At 47.1% G+C, this 21,876-nt stretch carries 18 protein-coding genes; 1 reads left to right on the top strand and 17 read right to left on the bottom strand.

The window, feature by feature from the left end; all coding sequences use genetic code 11:
* Positions 1–71 precede the first annotated feature (71 nt).
* Genes hemL through hemA form a run of 6 tightly spaced genes read right to left on the bottom strand, consistent with a single transcriptional unit; the run spans position 72 to position 6,321 of the window.
* Positions 72–1,361, bottom strand: coding sequence for a glutamate-1-semialdehyde 2,1-aminomutase (gene hemL / locus ACXN9U_RS01915; protein WP_016938771.1), 1,290 nt, complete (start codon positions 1,359–1,361; stop codon positions 72–74).
* 28 nt (positions 1,362–1,389) lie between these two features.
* A complete protein-coding gene (gene hemB, locus ACXN9U_RS01910) occupies positions 1,390–2,364 on the bottom strand; it encodes a porphobilinogen synthase (protein ID WP_029575360.1) in 975 nt (324 codons plus the stop codon).
* Between the two features lie 2 nt (positions 2,365–2,366).
* Positions 2,367–3,149, bottom strand: coding sequence for a uroporphyrinogen-III synthase (locus ACXN9U_RS01905; RefSeq protein ID WP_438420331.1), 783 nt, complete (start codon positions 3,147–3,149; stop codon positions 2,367–2,369).
* On the bottom strand, positions 3,139–4,080 hold the full coding sequence (hemC, locus tag ACXN9U_RS01900; RefSeq protein ID WP_366971324.1) for a hydroxymethylbilane synthase: 942 nt from the start codon (positions 4,078–4,080) through the stop codon (positions 3,139–3,141). Before hemC ends, ACXN9U_RS01905 begins: the two co-directional genes overlap by 11 nt.
* Before the next feature lie 35 nt (positions 4,081–4,115).
* On the bottom strand, positions 4,116–4,946 hold the full coding sequence (locus tag ACXN9U_RS01895; protein WP_060964634.1) for a cytochrome c biogenesis protein: 831 nt from the start codon (positions 4,944–4,946) through the stop codon (positions 4,116–4,118).
* 7 nt (positions 4,947–4,953) lie between these two features.
* On the bottom strand, positions 4,954–6,321 hold the full coding sequence (gene hemA, locus ACXN9U_RS01890) for a glutamyl-tRNA reductase (protein WP_060964633.1): 1,368 nt from the start codon (positions 6,319–6,321) through the stop codon (positions 4,954–4,956).
* A gap of 196 nt (positions 6,322–6,517) precedes the next feature.
* Here hemA and ACXN9U_RS01885 point away from each other — a divergent pair, with 196 nt between their 5' ends.
* Entirely contained in the window at positions 6,518–7,009 is a 492-nt protein-coding gene (locus ACXN9U_RS01885; protein ID WP_060964632.1) for a hypothetical protein, read from the top strand.
* Between the two features lie 32 nt (positions 7,010–7,041).
* On the opposite strand, the gene yihA is transcribed toward ACXN9U_RS01885, so the two are convergent.
* From yihA to ilvC, 11 genes are all read right to left on the bottom strand, one after another.
* Positions 7,042–7,629, bottom strand: coding sequence for a ribosome biogenesis GTP-binding protein YihA/YsxC (gene yihA / locus ACXN9U_RS01880; protein ID WP_003152626.1), 588 nt, complete (start codon positions 7,627–7,629; stop codon positions 7,042–7,044).
* Positions 7,626–9,950: an endopeptidase La gene (gene lon / locus ACXN9U_RS01875; RefSeq protein ID WP_489202117.1), complete on the bottom strand. Its 2,325-nt coding sequence runs from the start codon at positions 9,948–9,950 to the stop codon at positions 7,626–7,628. Before lon ends, yihA begins: the two co-directional genes overlap by 4 nt.
* Before the next feature lie 198 nt (positions 9,951–10,148).
* Positions 10,149–11,807 (bottom strand): ATP-dependent protease LonB, encoded by a 1,659-nt coding sequence (lonB, locus tag ACXN9U_RS01870; RefSeq protein ID WP_060964630.1) that lies wholly within the window; start codon positions 11,805–11,807, stop codon positions 10,149–10,151.
* A 148-nt stretch (positions 11,808–11,955) separates the two neighbouring features.
* Complete coding sequence (clpX, locus tag ACXN9U_RS01865; protein ID WP_060964629.1) at positions 11,956–13,218, bottom strand: ATP-dependent protease ATP-binding subunit ClpX; 1,263 nt, start codon at positions 13,216–13,218, stop codon at positions 11,956–11,958.
* A 271-nt stretch (positions 13,219–13,489) separates the two neighbouring features.
* On the bottom strand, positions 13,490–14,764 hold the full coding sequence (gene tig / locus ACXN9U_RS01860; RefSeq protein ID WP_047475527.1) for a trigger factor: 1,275 nt from the start codon (positions 14,762–14,764) through the stop codon (positions 13,490–13,492).
* 216 nt (positions 14,765–14,980) lie between these two features.
* Complete coding sequence (gene ddcA, locus ACXN9U_RS01855; RefSeq protein ID WP_060964628.1) at positions 14,981–15,985, bottom strand: DNA damage checkpoint antagonist DdcA; 1,005 nt, start codon at positions 15,983–15,985, stop codon at positions 14,981–14,983.
* A 118-nt stretch (positions 15,986–16,103) separates the two neighbouring features.
* Positions 16,104–16,703, bottom strand: coding sequence for a 3-isopropylmalate dehydratase small subunit (gene leuD / locus ACXN9U_RS01850; protein WP_060964627.1), 600 nt, complete (start codon positions 16,701–16,703; stop codon positions 16,104–16,106).
* A gap of 15 nt (positions 16,704–16,718) precedes the next feature.
* Positions 16,719–18,137 carry a 3-isopropylmalate dehydratase large subunit gene (leuC, locus tag ACXN9U_RS01845; protein ID WP_060964626.1) on the bottom strand — a complete coding sequence of 473 codons (1,419 nt, stop codon included), beginning with the start codon at positions 18,135–18,137 and terminating at the stop codon, positions 16,719–16,721.
* A gap of 48 nt (positions 18,138–18,185) precedes the next feature.
* Positions 18,186–19,283, bottom strand: a complete 1,098-nt coding sequence (leuB, locus tag ACXN9U_RS01840; protein ID WP_060964625.1) for a 3-isopropylmalate dehydrogenase — start codon at positions 19,281–19,283, stop codon at positions 18,186–18,188.
* Between the two features lie 20 nt (positions 19,284–19,303).
* Complete coding sequence (locus ACXN9U_RS01835; RefSeq protein ID WP_060964624.1) at positions 19,304–20,860, bottom strand: 2-isopropylmalate synthase; 1,557 nt, start codon at positions 20,858–20,860, stop codon at positions 19,304–19,306.
* The gene (ilvC, locus tag ACXN9U_RS01830) at positions 20,847–21,875 is read right to left on the bottom strand and encodes a ketol-acid reductoisomerase (RefSeq protein ID WP_007408142.1); all 1,029 of its coding nucleotides are present in this window, start codon (positions 21,873–21,875) and stop codon (positions 20,847–20,849) included. Before ilvC ends, ACXN9U_RS01835 begins: the two co-directional genes overlap by 14 nt.
* Between the last annotated feature and the right edge of the window lies 1 nt (position 21,876).

Genomic DNA, 21,876 nt, shown 5'->3' with positions numbered 1-21,876 from the left:
TATGGATAAATATGATAAAGGAGGCATTGAAAAAAGCCGATACAAGACTTGCTTGCATCGGCTTTTCGGTATCAGCGGCTGATCGCCTGGAACACTTTCTCAGCGGCTTGAATGGTTTTTTCGATATCCTCCATTGTATGCGCAGTGGAGAGAAACAATCCTTCAAATTGAGACGGCGGCAGAAATACGCCTGCGTCAGCCATCCCTTTATAATATTTGGCGAACAGCTTTAAATCAGATGATTTGGCTGTTTCATAGTTAATGACAGGCTCGTTTGTGAAAAAGAATCCGATCATTGAACCGGCACGGTTAAATGTGTGCGGAATCCCATGTGCTTCAGCGGCTTTTGAAATGCCTTCTTCAAGCATATCGCCTTTTTTCACAAATTCTTGATAAGATTCAGGTGTGAGCTGCTGTAACGTCTCAAGTCCCGCTGTCATGGCAAGCGGATTTCCTGACAAGGTTCCCGCTTGGTAGATCGGACCGCTCGGAGCGATTCTTTCCATGATTTCGGCTTTGCCGCCATACGCACCGACAGGAAGACCGCCGCCGATGACTTTGCCGAGACACGTTAAATCAGGCGTCACGCCGAAATATCCTTGCGCACAGTTATAGTCCACGCGAAAACCGGTCATGACCTCATCAAAAATGAGCAGCGCGCCATATTGTTCCGTAATGTCACGAAGCCCTTGTAAAAACCCTTCCTGCGGCGGAACGACGCCCATATTGCCGGCTACCGGCTCAACAATGACTCCGGCGATATCTTCACCGTACTCCCGGAATGCGAGTGCAACGCTTTCCAAGTCGTTGTACGGAACGGTAATCGTATTCATCGCAATCCCTTCAGGTACGCCCGGGCTGTCCGGAAGACCGAGTGTCGCCACTCCGGATCCCGCTTTGATCAGCAGTGAATCACCGTGGCCGTGGTAACAGCCTTCAAATTTTAAAATTTTGTTGCGGCCGGTATATCCTCTTGCCAGACGAAGGGCGCTCATTGTCGCCTCTGTGCCGGAGCTGACCATCCGCACGATTTCAACAGACGGCACACGGTCAATGACTAATTTGGCCAGTTCGTTTTCCACTTCAGTGGATGCCCCGAAACTTGTCCCGTTTTCCGCTACTTTTTTCAGGCTTTCAACGACGCGGTCATTGGTGTGGCCCAAAATGAGCGGTCCCCAGCTCAGCACATAGTCAATATATTCATTGCCGTCAATATCAAAAATTTTCGATCCTTTGCCGCGCTGCATAAAAATCGGATCCATATCAACTGATTTAAACGCGCGCACCGGACTGTTTACTCCGCCCGGCATCAGTTTCTGCGCTTCTTTAAAAGCGGCTTTTGATTTTTCATAGCTTCTCATCTGCCTCAGCTCCCGTCAAATGAAATCGTTACTCAGCAAGCCATTTTGCTGCGTCTTTTGCATGATACGTCATAATCAGATCAGCGCCTGCACGTTTCATGCTCGTTAAAATTTCAAGCACCATTTCTTTTTCTTTAATCCAGCCGTTCTGGGCTGCAGCTTTCACCATGGAATACTCCCCGCTCACATTATAAGCGACCAGCGGCAGGTGATGGCGGTTTTTCACATCACGCATAATATCTAAGTATGACATAGACGGTTTGACGATTAAAAAGTCAGCGCCTTCTGCGGCGTCTGATTCTGCCTCACGAAGCGCTTCCAGGCGGTTGGCCGGATCCATCTGATAAGTTTTTCGGTCGCCGAACTGCGGCGTGCTGTCAGCCGCGTCGCGGAACGGACCGTAAAATTCACTTGAATATTTCACTGCATAAGACATGATCGGAATATTTGTGAACCCTTCTTTGTCAAGCGCTTCTCTGATTACCGTGACGAAACCGTCCATCATATTTGAAGGAGCGATGATGTCAGCGCCTGCTTTGGCCTGGCTGACGGCTGTCTGAGCCAGCAGTTCAAGCGACTCGTCATTAAGGATTTCTCCGTCTTTGACGACACCGCAATGGCCGTGGTCCGTGTATTCACAAAGACATGTATCAGCGATGACGATCATTTCAGGATAATGCTTTTTAATTTCAGCAATCCCTTTTTGCACAATGCCGTGATCGTGAAAAGCCTGGGTTCCGCAGGCGTCTTTTTCTTCAGGGACACCGAAAACGATGACCGATTTAATGCCGAGTGATATCAGCTCAGCCATCTCATCCTTCAATAAATCAAGAGATACATGGTAAACCCCCGGCATGGAAGAAACTTCTTTTTTCCCTTCAAGCCCTTCAACGACAAATAGAGGGTAAATAAAATCTGAAGGGTGAAGACGTGTTTCTCTTACTAAATCTCTCATCGCAGCGTTCGCGCGCAAACGGCGGTGTCTGTTAAATGTTTGATTCATCATTATCTATCCTTTCCCGACATGCTGCACATGACGTCCAGCATGCCTTCAATCGTATAAGTGTCAGGCACATGGGATGAGATCCCGTATTCCAATAGCGCTTTCTCTGTCAAAGGGCCGATGCTGATATAGCTCGCGCCGCTGTTTTCCCACGCTTTTTCTCCGTTTCCGACCGCATGCATAAACGTATGCACCGCCGATGAACTGGTAAACGTAATAAAATCAAAATGAGAGCGGGATGCAGCCTGTCTCAGCTCGTCCATGCCTTTTTCATCCTGAATGGTATTGTATAACACCCATTCCCTTATTTGATAGCCAAGCGGCTCAAGCTCCGCTTTTATGACATCGCGTGATAAATTGCCCTTTATCACTGAAATGGGTTCGGCAGCTGATGCGTGCCGTTTTAATGTATCTGCCAGACATTCGGCCACATACTCGTCAGGCATCGCATCCGTCCCGGCTCCCCGCTCTTTCAAGGCGCGTGCAGTCTTTTCACCGACAGCTGCGATTTTTTTCCGTCCGGAAAGCGCAAGACCGTGCCGATCAAGGTAGGAAAAAAAGAACCGGACGCCGTTTACGCTTGTAAACACAAGCCATCCTGGTTCAGAAAGGTCTTCCCGGAGACTGTCCGCACATTCATCCGGGAGCGCTTCCTGAAAAGCGATCAGCGAAGCGGAAACAGCCGTTCCGCCGAGCGCCTCCACTTTTTTTCGAAAAGGAGCGGCCTGTCTTTTGTTCCGGGTGACAAGCACGGTCTTTCCTTGTAAAGGAAGGTCATTTGCCATCCTGATCGAGCTCCTGTTTCACGCTGTCGATTAAGGCTTTGGCTCCTTTTTCAGACATCATCGCCGCACAGCGTTTCCCGATTTCTTCCGGATCATGTCCCGCCGCTGTTTCTTTATAAATCGTCTTTCCGTCCGGAGACGCAACCAGACCGACCAGCTCAACTTCATCCCTGTCATTGACGGACGCATACCCGGCAATCGGCACCTGGCAGCCGCCTTCCATCGCGTGTAAGAAAGCCCGTTCAGCTGCCACCGTGCGCTGCGTATACTCATCGGTGAATTGCGCAAACAGCTTCAAAAGCTCCTCATCCGACTCTCTGCATTCAATGGCAAGAGCGCCTTGGCCGACCGCAGGCAGACAGCGGTCCGGTTCGAGGAATTCAGATACGACATCGTCTTTCCAGCCCATTCTTGAAAGACCCGCAGCAGCTAAAATAATCGCATCGTAATCCTCCGTCTCAAGCTTTTGAAGTCTCGTATCTATGTTTCCTCTGATCCACTTAATAGTAAGATCAGGACGCTCAGCAAGAATCTGGGCGCTTCTTCTTAAACTGCTGGTGCCGATAATGCCGCCTTCTTTTATGTCCTCCAGCTTTTGATGCCCCTTCGAAATCAGCGCATCACGCGGATCCTCACGTTTCGGTATGCAGCCGATGACAAGACCCTCAGGCAAAACAGCGGGCATGTCTTTCATGCTGTGGACCGCCATATCAATCTCCTGATGCAGCAGCGCCTGTTCAATCTCTTTGACAAACAAACCTTTGCCGCCCACTTTTGACAGTGTGACATCGAGGATGCGGTCGCCTTTTGTGACAATCTCCCGGATTTCAAAGTTATAGGAAGGATTCAATTCCTTCAGTTTGTTAATCACCCATTTTGTCTGGGTCATAGCCAGCTTGCTCCGTCTGGAACCTACCTTAATCGTTCTCATTTTCTTTCCTCCCGAATCTGTTTGGGCGCGTGACGTTAACTGAACCAATGGAATTGCGACAGGCTTCCGAGCAGGAAGTAATTAATCATCAGCACGAGAAAACATGCTGAATTCCATAACGCCGCCACTTTTCCCTGCAGTTCCTTAATCATTCTGATATATAAATAGTAGCTGTATAAAAGCAGCACAATAAACGAGCCGAGCACTTTTGAATCAAACCAGTACAGCGTTTCCAGAGACACATACGCCCAGATCACGCCTAATATCAGGCTTAACAGCAGCATCGGGACCCCGATAACATTTAAAACGTAAGCCATATAATCAAGTTTTGACAAATCTTCAATTCTCAACAGCCATTTTCCCCATTTTTTCTTCTTTAATAAAGAATATTGAAACTGATAAAGAAGCGAAAAGACAAAAGAAAGGGAAAATGCGCCGTATGAGAGAATCGCCATTGTAATATGAATGACCAAAAGCTCTGAGACCAGCTGGCCGGAAAAGGCGGCCGAATGCTGATCCGTCGGTGAAAATGTATGGATCGCAATCATCGAGAAACCGATGACATTCGTGAAAAACACGATAAAATCAACCCGCAGGATCTGCGTGACAACAAGTGAGAGCGTGACAAGCACCCACGCATAAAAGTAAAGGGCCTCTGTAATATTTAAGACCGGAAATCTGCCCGTCTGCCACATAAAATAAGAAAGATAGACGGTTTGCAGAGTCCAGACAATAGAAAGCAACCAGAAGGCCATTTTCCCAGCCTTCCGGTTGTGTTGAAGAAAATCTATAAAGTAAAAAAGGACACTTATTGCGTAAATCACAATTGTCGCTTCATTAAGCCTTGCCATTGCTGTATCAATCATACAGCACTCACTCACTTACAAGCGGACGCAAGCCCGTTTTTGTTTCTGCCTTTTGTAGCGAATGAACCGTCTGGCGGTTATCCAGGCTTTTGTCCAGCTGACGGCCTGCTTCATCCTCAATATCGAAAATCTGCATAAACAGCTTCAGCTTTTCCTCAGAATCCGCTTCAGCCGCAAGCTCTTTCGCTTTCAGAATCGGATCGCGCAGCATTTGGTTAATGATGCTCTTCGTATGTTTGCTGAGAAGCTTTTTCTCTCTTACCGTCAGATGAGGCAGCTTGCGCTCAATGCTCTGCATCGTATCGGACTGGATAGACAGCGCCTTTTCACGAAGCGCCGAAATGACCGGCACAACGCCGAGCGTATTAAGCCACTGCTTAAACTCAACAATTGCCGCTTCAATGAACAGCTCGACTTTTTCAGCGGTTTCACGGCGTTCTTGTAAGTTGGCTTCAACGATTCCTTCAAGATCGTCGATATCGTACAGAAAAACACCTTCAAGATCGTTCAGCGCAGGGTCAAGGTCTCTCGGAACAGCGATATCCACCATAAATAACGGGCGGCCCTTCCGCTGTCTGCCCGCTCTCTCCATCATATCTTTAGACACGACAAAATCACTTGCGCCTGTCGAGCTGATTAAAATATCAGCTTCAGCAAGTGCATGTTCAAGCTGGTTTAAGCTGCGCGCTTCTCCGGAAAAACGGTCAGCAAGTTCTTTTGCCTTTAAAAACGTTCTGTTGATAACCGTTACTTTTCCTATGCCCTGGCCGTGCAGGTTTTCTGCGGCAAGCTCGCCCATTTTTCCCGCACCGAGAATCAAAATGTGCTTATTTGACAGAGAGCCGAAGATTTTTTTCGCGAGTTCAACGGCCGCGTAACTGACGGATACGGCATTGGCGCCGATATCGGTTTCAGCATGCGTGCGTTTACCGACGGTCACCGCCTGTTTAAACAGCTCATTGAAAATGGTGCCGATTGTCTTTTCTGTCTGCGCCGTTTTAAAGCTCGAGCGGACCTGGCCGAGGATTTGCGTTTCTCCGATGACCATGGAATCCAAACCGCAGGCCACTCGGAATAAATGCTCAATCGCCGCGTCGCTCTCATAAAATTTCAGAAACGGAGACAGCTCTTCTTTCGGCAGAGAAAACCATTCGGATAAAAATGTCTTTATATAATAACGGCCGGTATGAAGCTGGTCGACCACCGCATATATTTCAGTGCGGTTGCAGGTTGACACGATAATGTTTTCAAGAACGCTTTTTTCTTCTTTTAAACGGAGCATCGCTTCTGCAAGCTCATCCGGCTGAAAACTTATTTTTTCGCGTATTTCAATAGGGGCGGATTTATAATCTACTCCCACAACAAGAATATGCATAGCCTTTCATGCACCCCCGTATATCACAAATTATTTATAATCATTCTAACATAGAATTTATTATTTATAATAATTATAACATAGTTTCTTCGTGAAAATGTGAACAGATTTCAAACATGTTATGCTATAGTATAAAAAGCTTCGTTTCCTCTGTAATCATCATACTAAAAATCCTTTACTGCGGGTAGGTGACAGGATGAAAAAAACATCAATTTTATTACCAGGACTTCTGCTTGCCGCTTCCTTATTCGCTTGGCTTCAGAGCGGACAGGTTCACCTGTTTGCAAATCAGGGAGAATGGCCGGTGCTCCTTATGCTTTTGGGCGGCGTACTCTTGTATCAGGGCAAAAAGGAAACTGCGGGATCTCACGTCCTAATCGGCATGCTTCTGTTCGGTATAGGTTTGCATTTTTTCGCCAAACCTGAGCTCTCATGGTGGCCGGGAGATTTTGAAATGCTGCTCTTTGTATTCGGGTTCTCCTTATTTGCGGCTGCCAGAAAAGAATATGTATACGAAGCGGCTGTCATGATTGGTTTTTCCCTCTTTTTATACTTCTTTAAACAAATTACGGCGTGGCTGGAGTCCGTCCACATTCCGACCGAACATTTCAAAACATACTGGCCGTATGTTTTCATCGGAATCAGCCTTTTATTATTGTTTATCAAGCGGAACAAAACTATACGATAAAACCCAAAACGCAATGCGTTTTGGGTTTTTCATTACCGGCTGATCATTTTTTTAATGGCTCCCCATGCCTCATCTTTTCCTTTTTTTGTTTCAGAGGAAAATAAAATCAGCTCATCCTCAGGATCCATATCAAGCGTCTGCTTGACAACCTTTAAGTGCTTGTCCCATTTTCCTTTTGGAATTTTATCCGCTTTTGTCGCAATGACGATGACGGGAATGCCGTAATACTTCAGGAATTCATACATGTTCACGTCTTCAGCAGACGGCGCGTGCCTGAGGTCGACAATCTGCACGCAGGCTTTCAGCTCTTCACGGGTCGTCATATAGGTTTCAATCATTCTCCCCCATGCTTCCCGCTCGCTTTTAGAAACTTTCGCAAACCCGTACCCGGGAACGTCGACAAAATGCAATTCATCATTGATGATGTAAAAGTTTAAGGTCTGTGTTTTCCCCGGTTTTGATGACGTTCTGGCCAGGTTTTTCCGATTGATTAATGAATTGATAAAAGATGATTTTCCTACATTTGATCTTCCCGCCAGCGCGATTTCCGGAAGCCCCCCATCTGGGTACTGCTCAGGTTTGACCGCACTGATCACGATTTCTGACTTTGTGACTTTCATTTCTTCTCTCCTACTAAGGCATGTTCCAAAACGTCATCGAGATGAGACACAAATATAAATTTCAGCCCTTCTCTGACGCTTTCAGGAATATCCTCTATATCTTTTTCGTTATCTTTAGGCGCAATAATCGTGGTCAGGCCCGCTCTGTGCGCGCCGAGCGCCTTTTCTTTCAGTCCGCCGATCGGAAGCACGCGGCCCCGCAGCGTGATTTCCCCGGTCATACCGACTTCGCGTTTTACCGCACGGTCTGTTAATGCCGATACGAGCGCAGTAGCCATCGTAATTCCCGCAGAAGGGCCGTCTTTCGGCACCGCTCCTTCAGGGACATGGATATGAATGTCATACTTCTCATGGAATGTCGGGTCGATTCCGAGCTGCTCCGTTTTCGAGCGGACATAACTGAAAGCGGCCTGCGCGGATTCCCGCATGACATCTCCGAGCTTCCCGGTCAGAATCAGCTTCCCTTTTCCCGGTGACAGTGACACCTCGATTGAAAGCGTATCTCCGCCGACCGTCGTATACGCGAGACCCGTGACAACTCCGACTTGATCCTCGGTTTCCGCCTGTCCGTATCTGAACATCCGTTTTCCGAGATAGTCGGCCAGATTTTTGTCTGTAACGGTAATGCGTTTTCTCTCTTCAGAAACAATGGCCTTTGCAGCCTTTCGGCAAATAGCGGCAATCTGGCGTTCAAGCGTTCTCACGCCGGCTTCCCTCGTATAGTAGCGGATGATATCGGTAATGGCCTGATCCCGAATCTGCAGGCTGCTCTTTGTGAGCCCGTGCTCTTTAATCTGTTTCGGAAGCAGGTGGTCCTTTACGATCTCCAGCTTTTCATTCTCAGTATAGCCTGACAGGCTGATAATCTCCATTCTGTCTCTGAGAGGGCCCGGTATGGAACCAAGGTTATTCGCAGTCGCGATAAAAAGCACTTTCGATAAATCGAACGTCTCTTCAATATAGTGGTCGCTGAATGTGCTGTTTTGTTCCGGATCCAGCACCTCAAGCATCGCCGAAGACGGATCGCCTCTGAAGTCAGATGACATTTTATCAATCTCATCGAGGAGAAAGACCGGATTTTGTTTGCCGGCTTTTTTCATTCCTTGGATAATCCGGCCCGGCATCGCTCCGACGTATGTACGCCGGTGGCCGCGGATTTCAGATTCATCGCGCACTCCGCCCAGTGAAATTCTCACAAAACGGCGTCCCATGCTCGTACTGATTGATTTTGCAAGAGATGTTTTTCCGACTCCCGGCGGTCCGGCCAGACAAAGAATCGGCCCTTTCAGCGTTTTCGTCAGCTGTTTCACAGCCAGATACTCCAGAATCCGTTCTTTCACTTTCTCTAAACCGTGATGCTCTTTGTCTAAGATTTCCCCGGCTTTTTTAATATCCAGTTTATCTTCTGTTTCGTCCGACCACGGCAGGGCGATGAGCCAGTCAATATAGTTGCGGATAACAGAGCTTTCCGCTGAGCTTGACGGCACTTTTTCGTAACGGCTCAATTCCTTAAGCGCCGTTTCTTTGACACGTTCAGGCATGCCCGCTTCTTCTATCTTTTCCGTGAGCGACTGAACTTCGCCGGTTTTGCCTTCTTTGTCGCCAAGTTCCTTTTGGATGGCTTTCATCTGTTCACGCAAGTAGTATTCTTTTTGGGTGCGCTCCATCGAACGTTTGACGCGCTGGCCGATTTTTTTCTCAATCTCCAGCACTTCTTTTTCATTATTAATCGAACGGATGACCTTATTCAGACGTTCTTTAATATCCGCCGTCTCTAAAATGTCCTGCTTGTCCTTTAATTTCAGCGGGAGATGAGAAGCGACGATGTCCGCCATTCTGCCGGGCTCTTCAATATCAGTCACAGCCGCATACGTTTCTGCGGAGATTTTTTTTGAAATTTTTATGTACTGGTCAAAATGGTCCAGCAGCGTCCGCATAAGCGCCTCATCTTCTACGTCTTTCGAATCGTCCTCATGCATCAGCTGTATATCGACCGAAGTATAATTTTCTAGTTCGGTGTATTCAAGGATCTGCGCCCGCTGAATACCTTCTACAAGCACTCTGATCGTACCGTTGGGCAGCTTCAGCATCTGTTTGATTTTTGTATAAGTGCCGACGGTGAAAATGTCGTCTTCACCCGGTTCGTCTATCGAAATATCCTGCTGAGTGGCTAAAAAAATCATATGATCATGCATCATTGCCTGTTCAAGAGCCTGAACCGACTTGTCCCGGCCTACATCTAAATGTAAAACCATCGTCGGGTATACCAATAAACCTCTTAAAGGGAGGAGCGGGATGCTGCGTTTTGTATCTTCTGCCATATGACTGACACCTCCGTGACTTTAGTATGAACCATTATAATACAACTTTTTCATCGTTGTACAATTCCGGGATCGGGCTTTAATCGGCTTACCGCCTGCCCAGTATATAAAACAGTCTCTTCGTAGTATACCCTTTCTTTCTGTTCTGAAAAAGGAAAAGATGTCCTCCATAAAAAAACCCCATTATAAAAATGGGGTTTATACGGATTCTTTATTCATTTGGATATCAAACGGTTTTTGTTCTGAAGGTGGATCAACCAATATGACGTCAAGTACTTCCTGGAACGTTTTTACCGCTTTAATGGTGATTCCGTCTATTCGTTTCAGAATGGACTGCTGATTTTCGTAAGGGATAATGACGGTTTTAGCTCCAGCCTGTTTTGCGGCTTTAATTTTCGGAATGACGCCGCCGATCGGTTTGACAAGGCCCGTCAGGCTGATCTCTCCCGTCATCGCCACCGTATGGTCGATAGGGATGCGGTGAATCGCGGAAAAAATCCCCGCGGCCATTGCGATGCCCGCTGACGGTCCGTCAATCGGGCCTCCGCCCGGAAAATTGACATGAATGTCATAGTCCGAAGGTTTGATGCCCATTGTGCGGAGAACCGTCAGAACGTTTTCCACCGATCCCTTCGCCATGCTTTTGCGGCGGATCGACTTCGATTGGCTGCCGATGCTCTCTTCCTCTGCAATCCCCGTAATATTCAGGCTTCCTTTGTCCTGTGCAGGCGTGACATTCACTTCGATTTCCAGCAATGCGCCGCTGTTCGGCCCGTATACGGCAAGTCCGTTCACGATGCCGACTTGCGGTTCATCGGCGATTTTCTGCTCATTTTTAGGTGTGAGCTGACTTGAATGAACAACCCATTCTATATCTTCTGTCGTAATTTCGTTTCTGTCTTCGGTTACCGCCATACCGGCAGCAATCTGGATCATATTGACGGCTTCACGGCCGTTTCTCGTATATGCGGTCAGGACACCGAGAGCCTCATCAGAAATCTCTTTCTGAATTTTGTCGGCCGCTTTTTTCGCTACGGTCTTAAGCTCATCCTTTTCCAGCTCACGGAAAAACACTTCAAGACAGCGCGAACGGATGGCGGGCGGAATTTCAGTCGGCATTCTCGTCGTCGCTCCGATCAAGCGGAAATCCGCGGGAAGCCCGTTTTGAAAAATATCATGAATATGATTCGGGATTTGCGTATTTTCCTCACTGTAATACGCACTGTCTAAAAAGACTTTCCGATCTTCAAGCACCTTCAGCATTTTATTCATCTGAATCGGATGAAGCTCACCGATTTCATCAATAAATAGTACACCGCCGTGCGCATGAGTCACAGCCCCCTGCTTCGGCTGCGGAATGCCCGCCTGACCCATCGCTCCCGCTCCCTGATAAATCGGATCATGCACCGAACCGATAAGCGGATCGGCAATACCCCGTTCATCAAATCGCGCAGTCGTCGCATCAAGCTCAACAAAAACGGCCTGATTTTGAAATGGTGACTGTTTATGCTTTTTCGCTTCTTCCAATACCAGACGCGCCGCAGCCGTTTTGCCGACTCCGGGAGGCCCGTAAATGATCACGTGCTGCGGATTCGGACCGCAAAGCGCAGCTTTTAACGCTTTAATCCCATCCTCCTGGCCGACAATATCCTGAAAGCTTTTCGGCCGCACCTTTTCTGATAAAGGTTCTGACAAACTGATGGCGCGCATTTTGCGAAGCTGTTCCATTTCTTTTTTTGATTCTTTATCTATCGTCACTTTTTGTGTACGCTGGTTTTTGAGCAGATTCCAAAAATATAATCCGATGACTATCCCGAAAAACAGCTGTACAAATAATGCGATCCCTGTCCAACTCATGCTGGTCCCTCCTGAAAACGATTTATGTATCCAATTCATTCCTCTGTCCGCTAGTATCTCCCAGCAAAGCCCGGAATAAACATTTTCAGAAGGGTCAGGACAAGAAAAAAAACCTCCTGATCAATTCGAGTCAGGAGGTTTTGTCATGTTATGCTGATGTTTTATCTTGGCCGACAACTGTGCCGTCTTTTAATACAAGACGAGGCGCTTCACCGTCTGCGACTGTCGCTCCGGTAATGACACATTTTTCAATATCATCACGGGACGGCAGATCAAACATAACGTCAAGCATGATACCTTCAATGATAGAACGCAGGCCGCGTGCGCCTGTTTTACGCTCGATCGCTTTTTTCGCAATTTCAGATAATGCCTCGCCTTCAAATTCAAGCTCGACATCATCAAGTTCTAACATTTTCTTGTATTGTTTGACGAGTGCGTTTTTAGGTTTAGTCAGAATTTCAACCAGTGCCGTTTCATCAAGCTGCTCAAGGCTTGCAATAACAGGAAGACGGCCGATGAATTCAGGAATCAGACCGAAACGGAGCAAGTCTTCCGGAAGAACTTTAGAAAGCAGTTCTTCTTTTTCCAGGTCTGCCGCTTTATTATCTGAGCCGAAACCGATGACTTTTTGTCCGAGACGGCGTTTGATGATTTGTTCAATGCCGTCAAATGCACCGCCGCAAATGAACAGAATGTTCGTCGTATCGATCTGAATGAATTCCTGATGAGGATGTTTGCGTCCTCCTTGAGGCGGCACGCTTGCAACCGTTCCTTCAAGAATTTTCAGCAGCGCCTGCTGAACGCCTTCGCCTGATACGTCGCGTGTAATGGACGGGTTTTCAGATTTTCGCGCTACTTTATCGATTTCATCGATATAAATAATGCCTTTTTCTGCTTTTTCCACATCATAGTCTGCAGCCTGAATCAGCTTGAGGAGGATGTTTTCTACGTCCTCACCGACATATCCGGCTTCAGTCAGAGATGTAGCGTCCGCGATCGCAAACGGAACGTTCAGAATACGCGCAAGCGTCTGGGCGAGAAGTGTTTTCCCGCTTCCAGTCGGCCCGATTAATGAAATATTACTTTTAGAAAGCTCGACATCATCCACTTTACTGTTGGAGTTGATGCGTTTGTAATGGTTGTATACCGCAACCGCAAGTGATTTCTTCGCCTGATCCTGTCCGATGACATATTCATTCAGAATCTCACGGATTTCATGCGGCTTCGGAACGTCTTTAAATTCGACTTCTTCTTCTGTACCAAGCTCTTCCTCTACGATTTCTGTACAGAGCTCAATGCATTCGTCGCATATATATACACCCGGTCCTGCAACCAGCTTACGAACCTGATCTTGCGTTTTTCCGCAGAACGAGCATTTTAATTGTCCTTTTTCCTCGTTGAATTTAAACATTCTTTCACCCCTTAATCTTGTCTCACTTTTTCTTTTACCTGAAGGGCAAAAGAAAACGGTTCTTGCTACGATCGAGTATGTATTGCATTTTACCATACTTTCCAGTAAGACGGTAACAATGTGTTTCGCGCTTGCACATTCTATATGTATGACAAAAAACAGCCCGGCAATGACTATCTTGCCCCAAGAAAAAGAGTTATATCATAATTGTACAAAACAAGGCACGAAATAATCGCGCCCTGTTTCATTATGTCTATTATTATGAACCATATTAACGGTTTTCTACAAGAAAATCAATTGCTTTTCGAACTTTTAAATCTTCTTTCATCGCGTCAGTTGAACCGATTGCCTGCTTGATGTTTTCAACCGGCATGTTGTATGCTTCAGCCATTTTAGTGAGCTCAGCTTCAACTTCTTCGTCAGTCACTTCAAGGTTTTCAGCTTGAGCGATCGCTTCAAGAGTCAGGTTTGATTTTACGCGTTTTGCGGCATCCTCTTTCATTTGCTCTTTTAACGCGTTTTCATCTTGACCTGAGAATTGAGTGTAAAGCTCAAGGTTCATGCCTTGCATTTGCAGACGCTGTTCGAATTCTTTCAGCATGCGGTCAAGCTCAGTGTCGATCATCGCTTGAGGAACATCAGCTTCAGCATTTTCAGATGCTTTCAGCACAAGCTCTTCACGCAATTTAGCGTCAGCTTCGTTTTCTTTCGCTTCTTCAAGGCGTTTTTTTGTTTTCTCAGTTAATTCAGCAAGCGTTTCAACTTCTTCGTCAACGTCTTTTGCGAATTCGTCGTTAAGCTCAGGAAGCTCTTTCGCTTTGATTTCATGAATTTTCACTTTGAAGACAGCTGGTTTGCCTGCAAGATCTTCAGCGTGGTACTCTTCAGGGAATGTTACTTCAACATCCTTTTCAGCTCCTGCTTCAAGACCAGTCAGCTGCTCTTCGAAGCCCGGGATGAATGAACCTGATCCTACTTCAAGTGAGTAGTTCTCAGCTTTTCCGCCTTCAAATGCTTCTCCGTCAACGAAACCTTCGAAGTCAAGAACGACTGTATCGCCGTTTTCAACAGCGCCTTCTTCTTTTACGACAAGCTCAGCCTGACGCTCCTGAAGCGCTTTAAGTTCGTTTTGTACGTCTTCGTCAGTAACGGCAGTGTCATCTTTTTCGATTCCTAAGCCTTTGTAGTCGCCAAGTTTCACTTCCGGTTTTACAGTCACTTTTGCAGTGAAAATTAAGCTTTCGCCTTTTTCGATTTTTTCAACATCGATTTCAGGACGGTCTACAGGCTCAATGCCGGCTTCTTCAACCGCTTTAGGGTATTCTACAGGAAGTAAAATATCTAAAGCATCCTGGTAAAGAGCTTCAACGCCGAAACGCTGTTCGAATAAACCGCGCGGAACTTTCCCTTTGCGGAATCCAGGAATAGAAACCTGTTTTACTACTTTTTTAAATGCATCATCAAGAGCTGTTTTGAACGTTTCCGCATCAACTTCAACCGTTAATACGCCTTCGTTGCCTTCTTGTTTTTCCCATTTTACAGACATGTATTTCCCTCCAAAAATCTATTCAGGTTGTGTCGGTCTTCCATTCTAAAGCAATCCGCGGCTTTGTCAAAGAAAAAACCGCTTTGAATCAGAATCATTATGTAATGAACTGGCAGCCTGTCCAACCGTAATTCTCATTTCAGTTAAACCGCTATACATAAATACAACCACTATATTATAACATAACGCCTATCGCTTTCAACTATATGGCGTGATTTACAAATAAGAAATTTCTTCAATATCCTTAATCATCGTGCAGGCTTCTTCGAGTTCGCGGCTGTCAAACTCGTACATCATATGAAGTTCCTCCGGCTCAATGTCAATGCCGTGCATCTCGTAACCGACCTTATGAAGCGCCGCAGCCCATAAATCAGCGTTCAAAAGCTTCGGCATAAAAGGGTGCAGGACGTACAGGTGCCTTCTCCACAGTTCCTCGACGGCGGCGTATAATGTAGGGTTTTCATTGCCAAGCGTTTCATCAAGCACCCGGAGAACGCGGTGCAAAATCGGCGCCGCATCAGGCTGAACGGTTTCACTCGGTATCGCGGTCATTGAATCGCCGAATTTTGTGATATGGACCGGCTTGCTGTAATCGTGCTCTGCCATCAGCGTCAAAATCATCGTCTTGATCAGCGGATGTGCGCCCGGATCTTGCAGAATCGTTTTTAACAGACCCGTGTATTTCGCAATATTGCGGTCTTTGAGAGAATGGATCAGGTTCATTTGTTCAGCGGGGCTGTTCAGCACTTTTTCCGCATCAAGAACGTCTTCATATTCCTCCTCCCACACCTCGTCCTGCTGATCGGGATCGGTCATTTTGCGGCTGAATTCGAGCAGCCGATAGAATTGCTCCGCACTTTCTGCGGGGAGCTGGTTTTCTTCCAGCACAGCTTCAATTGTGCTTTTGACTTCTTCATATTGTTTCAGCTGAATCAAAATGGTCATGTACACCTGCAGCACGGTAAAATAATGGCCGTACCCTTCGTTCAGCATTTTCTCGCAAACTTGTTTTGCTTCTTCCAATTCCCCGAGCTCCAGAAAACAAATCGCCATGCCTAAATGGACGTCGGACTCGGTATCACCGTGGCTTACCGCCTCTGAAAACAGTTCGAGGGCCTCCTGGTACTGTTTATCCTTCATGGCGGCCATCCCTTTATCAACCAAGCGTTCTTTCAGACGGGGGAAAGGAATGATATCAGCTTTTTTCTTGTCATGCGTCATACTCTATTTCCTTTCAGGCGCTTATTTTGTTCAAGTGTATCAACACGCGTCATGAAACACAAGAAAGGATGACGCACATGGCAAAAAAAGCCGCCGGATAAATCCCGGGCGGCTTTTTTCAGGCTTGAAGCCAAGAACTTCTTTTCGATTCAAACTGCTGAATGTCGTCCTCCAGCAGGAGCGTTAATGAAATTTCATCATAGCCGTTAATCAGCATTTCCTTCCAGTGCGGATCGACTTCAAATGAAATTTCTCTTCCTTCACTGTCATGGATGAGCTGGTTTTCCAAATCAACCGTCATGTGAAGAGACTGATTTTCATATTGACCGGCAAGTTTTTTCCATTGATCATACGGCATACGGATAGGAAGCATTCCGTTTTTAAAACAGTTTTGATGAAAAATATCGGCAAATGACGGAGCAATGATGATTTTGAATCCGTAATCATCCAGCGCCCAAGGAGCATGCTCACGGGATGATCCGCAGCCGAAATTCTCTCCGGCAATTAATATGGACGCGCCTTCATAGACTTTGCGGTTTAATTCAAATTCAGGATCAGGCTCACCGTTCTCAAGGTATCTCCAATCAAAAAACGCGAATCTGCCGTATCCGGTTCTTTCAATTCTTTTCAGAAACTGTTTCGGAATAATCTGGTCGGTGTCAACGTTGATCCGGTTTAAGACGGCCGCTTTTCCGGTATGCGTTTTTAAAGGTTCCATCTTTTCGCACACTCCTTACACAACTGTTTTTTCTTGATAAAACTTTCTTACATCGACGAAATGCCCGTGAATGGCTGCCATTGCCGCCATTGCAGGACTGACAAGGTGTGTTCTCGCGCCTTTTCCCTGTCTGCCTTCGAAGTTGCGGTTGGAAGTGGAAGCGCATCGCTCCCCTTCAGGCACGACATCATTGTTCATACTGAGGCACATGCTGCAGCCTGATTCTCTCCATTCAAAGCCCGCTTCAAGAAACACATGGTGCAGCCCTTCTTCCTCCGCCTGCTGTTTCACGCTTTGAGAGCCCGGCACCACAATGGCTCTGACGCTGTCGGCGACTTTTCGGCCTTTGATCATATCAGCAGCCTGGCGAAGGTCGGTCATCCGCGAATTTGTACAGGAGCCGATAAACACATGCTCGACTTTAATATCTTCAACTTTTTGATTCGGTTCAATCCCCATGTATTCGTAGGCACGGATGGCTTCTTTTTTACCGTCTTCAGAATCAATGGTTTCCGGCGCAGGTATTTGGGCATCGACCGGAAGAACCATGCCTGGGTTGATGCCCCAAGTTACCATTGGAGAAATCTCGCTGCCGTCTAACACGATGGAATGATCGTATACGGCGCCCGGATCGGTTTTTAACGCTTCCCATTCTGCCGCGGCTTTTTCAAATTCCTCGCCTTTTGGCGCGTATTTACGGTTTTTACAGTATTCAATCGTCGTTTCATCAGGAGCGATCAGTCCCGCACGGGCTCCCGCTTCTATTGACATATTGCAGACCGTCATGCGTTCGTCCATAGACATGTTTCTGAATACTTCCCCGGTGTATTCAATGACATATCCGGTACCGAATCTCACCCCGTATTTTCCGATGACCGACAAGATGACATCCTTTGCGGTCACTCCTTTTTGGAGCGTTCCGTCAACGCGGATTTCAAGCGTTTTCGGCCGCTGCTGCCAGAGTGTCTGTGTGGAGAGAACATGCTCCACCTCACTTGTGCCGATACCGAAGGCAAGCGCCCCGAATGCGCCGTGAGTCGATGTATGACTGTCTCCGCAAACGATTGTTTTCCCCGGAAGTGTCAGACCAAGCTCAGGTCCGACTACGTGAACGATCCCCTGGTCTGCGCTGTGAAGATCCGCAAGACGGACGCCGAACTCCTCGCAATTTCTTTCAAGCGCGGTTACTTGGCGCTTTGCGACTTCATCTTTAATGTCAAAACGGTTGACGGTCGGAATATTGTGATCCATCGTCGCGAATGTATTCTGCGGCCGTCTGACTTTTCTTCCCTTCTGCCTTAATCCTTCAAACGCCTGAGGAGACGTCACCTCATGAATTAAGTGCAAATCAATATAGAGAAGGTCGGGTTTTCCTTCACCGCTTTTTACAACATGCCGATCCCAAATCTTTTCGATGATTGTTCGAGGCATCATCTTTGTTTCCTCCCTCTACCTATGAACTAAGACCGCTTTCTTTAAGCGTCATACTATAGATTTTGTATTCGCGCCGGCTATTGCGGCTTTTACTTTTTCAGTAATGTCATGCGTTCCGGCATATTGGCCGTCCCGGGCGATATCACGTGTACGGATGCCGTCTGCAAGCACCTTTGCGACCGCCTTTTCTACCGCCTGCGCTTCGTTTTCAAGCCCGAAAGATGTTCTCAAAAGCATCGCCGCTGATAAAATCGCCGCAAACGGATTGGCCATCCCTTTACCGGCAATGTCAGGCGCAGATCCATGCACCGGTTCAAACAAGTGAAGACCTGAACTTGATAGACTGGCTGACGGCAGCATGCCGAGCGAACCTGTCAGCATGGAGGCTTCATCACTTAAAATATCGCCGAACATGTTTTCAGTTACGATGACGTCAAACTGGTTCGGAGCATAGATGAGCTGCATCGCAGCATTATCGACAAGCATATGTTCAAGCGTCACATCAGGAAATTCTTTTGCGATTTCATCTGCCGTTTCACGCCACAGCCTGCTTGAGGAAAGCACATTCGCCTTATCAACTGACGTCACTTTTCCTTTTCTGCCGGCAGCCATTTTAAAGGCTTCTCTGACAACGCGTTCGATTTCTTCTTTCTTATAAAAGAGGGTATCGACCGCTTCTTTTTCTCCCGCTTCATTGACATACTGTCTGCTCGGCTCTCCGAAGTAAAGGCCGCCCGTCAGTTCCCTGACGATTACAAAGTCAACGCCGCTGATATATTCTTTTTTCAGGGGAGATGCCTCAGACAGGCTTTCAAATACGGTCACCGGACGCAGATTGGCAAACAGGCCGAGTTTTTTTCTGATGCCTAGCAGGCCTTTTTCCGGTCTGAGCTCCGGAGGATTTTGGTCCCATTTCGGTCCGCCGACTGCACCGAGCAGGATGGCGTCAGACCTCTCGCAAAGAGCCACCGTCTCCTCAGGAAGGGGGTTTTGATGGGCGTCAATAGCCGCTCCCCCGATCAGCCCGTTTTCAAATTCAAATTCATGTCCGAATTGTTCGGCAACGCTTTTCAATACAGCTGCCGCTGATTCCGCCACTTCCGGTCCGATTCCGTCACCGGGAAGCAAAGCAATACGTTTTTTCAAATCAAACGTTCTCCTTTCTATTACGAGCCGACCGCAGTCTGTCTCTTTAATCCGTCTATATTGCAATCCAGCACCAATTGCCGGTTCACAGCATTCAAATATGCTTTTGCAGAAGCTTCCAAAACATCATGCGCGATTCCCCGCCCTGATGATTCTTTTCCGTTCACGGTCACTCTGACATAAACTTGAGCCAGCGCGTCTTCACCTTTTCGGTTGGATTGAATGCGGTAATCCATCAGTTCAATATCTTTATTAATACAGCGACCGAGCGTGTTATAAACGGCTTCTATGCTGCCTGCCCCTGTTGCCGCCTCTTGCATCAGCTGTTCGTTTTCCTGATTTTTCAAAGAGACTGTTGCAGTGGGCACCTGAGACGTCCCGTAATGCACTTGCAGAGACAAAAATTCATAGCCGATTTTTTTGTCCGTCACTTTTTCTTCTAAAATAAGAGAAATCAAGTCATCATCGGTGATTTCTTTTTTCTTTTCGGTCAGTTCTTTAAACATCGTAAAATATTTATTGATTTCATCACTATCAAACTGGAATCCAAGCGTATTCAGGCGATCTTTGAACGCGTGGCGTCCGGAATGCTTTCCGAGCACGAGCGCATCCGCTGTCACACCGACAAGTTCCGGTGAAATAATTTCATATGTTGATTTTTCTTTCAGGAAACCGTCTTGGTGAATACCCGACTCATGGGCGAAAGCGTTATCTCCGACGATCGCTTTATTGCGGGGAACGGCCATGCCCGTCAGTTTGCTGACAAGATCACTCGTCCGCTTCAATTCATGAAGAGTGAGAGATGAATCAGCTTGATATGCGTCATTTCTGACATGAAGCGCAACGGCGATTTCTTCAAGCGCGGCGTTACCAGCTCTTTCTCCTATGCCGTTAATGGCGCATTCAATTTGATCAGCGCCGTTCTCAATTGCCGAAAGTGAGTTGGCAACCGCCATTCCGAGATCATCGTGGCAATGAGCTGAGAGCTTTACCCGGCTGATATTCGGAACGTGTTCCTTCATATATTTAAAGATGTTTCCGTATTCCGCCGGCGTCAGGTAGCCTACAGTGTCCGGCAGGTTGATGACGCTCGCGCCGGCATCAATCACTTCTTCTACGATTTCAGCCAAAAAAGGAAGTTCGGTGCGGCATGCGTCTTCTGCTGACCATTGAACGATCGGGAAGCGTTCTTTTGCATACTTCACCATTTCAACCGCTTTTTCCTTAACCTCTTCCCGCGTCATTTTCAGCTTATGCTTCAGATGAATGTCTGAGGTGGCGATAAAGATGTGAATCCGCGGGCTGGCCCCGTCTTTCAGCGCTTCCCAGGCTGCGTCGATGTCACCTTTGACAGAACGGGCAAGCCCTGTTACCGAACAATTTTTAATCGTTCTTGCGATTTCCTGCACGGCTAAAAAATCACCTCGGGATGAAGCGGGAAATCCCGCTTCAATAATGTCCACCCCGAGTCTTTCAAGCTGCTTGGCTATCGCCAGTTTCTCCCGCGCATTAAGGTTGACCCCGGGAGATTGTTCACCGTCACGAAGGGTCGTGTCGAAAACGTTAATTTTGCGCAACGGAGACCACCGCTTCCTTCTTTTTACCTTGTTTGACAAACGGCATCATTTCACGAAGCTGTCTGCCGACCTTTTCAATCTGATGCTCGTTTTCACTTGCATTGATCGCATTGAAGCGAGGACGGTTCACTTGGTTTTCCACGATCCATTCTTTTGCGAATGTACCGTTTTGAATATCCGTTAATACTTGTTTCATAGATTCTTTTACCTTCGCATCGACTACGCGCGGTCCTGATACAAAATCTCCCCATTGAGCCGTATCGGAGATAGAGTATCTCATGCCCGCCAAGCCTTCTTCATACATTAAGTCTACGATCAATTTCAGTTCGTGCAGACACTCGAAGTATGCGAGTTCAGGCTGGTATCCGGCTTCTGTCAGCGTTTCAAAACCTGCTTTGACAAGCGCTGTTAAACCTCCGCAGAGAACAGCCTGCTCACCGAACAGATCCGTTTCCGTTTCTTCCTTAAATGTTGTTTCAAGAACCCCGGCACGCGCCCCGCCGATTCCTTTTGCGTAAGCAAGAGCCGTGTCTTTCGCTTCGCCTGATACATCCTGATAGATGGCAAACAATGCCGGTACGCCTGCGCCTTGCTCATATGTTCTTCTGACAAGGTGTCCCGGTCCTTTAGGGGCGACAAGGAAGACATCTACATCAGCTGGAGGCACGATCTGATGGAAATGGACGTTAAATCCGTGTGCGAATACCAATGATTTGCCCGCCGTCAATTCATCTTTGATTTCAGCTTCATATACTTTTTGCTGCTGTTCATCCGGAAGAAGAACCATAATGATGTCAGCCTGGGCAGCCGCTTCTCTTACAGAAAATACTTGATGTCCGTCTTCTTGGGCCTGTGTAAATGATTTGCCTTGTCTGACGCCGACAATGACATCAATTCCGCTTTCTTTTAAGTTCAGCGCATGTGCGTGACCCTGTGAACCGTAACCGATAATCGCTACTTTTTTACCTGCCAATACGTTCTCTTTGATATCACCGTTATAATATACTTTTACCATT

It is taken from the genome of Bacillus sp. BACIII, assembly GCF_057836745.1.
Note: the sequence above shows the minus strand (reverse complement) of the source record. Positions and strands in the feature narration are given on the sequence as shown.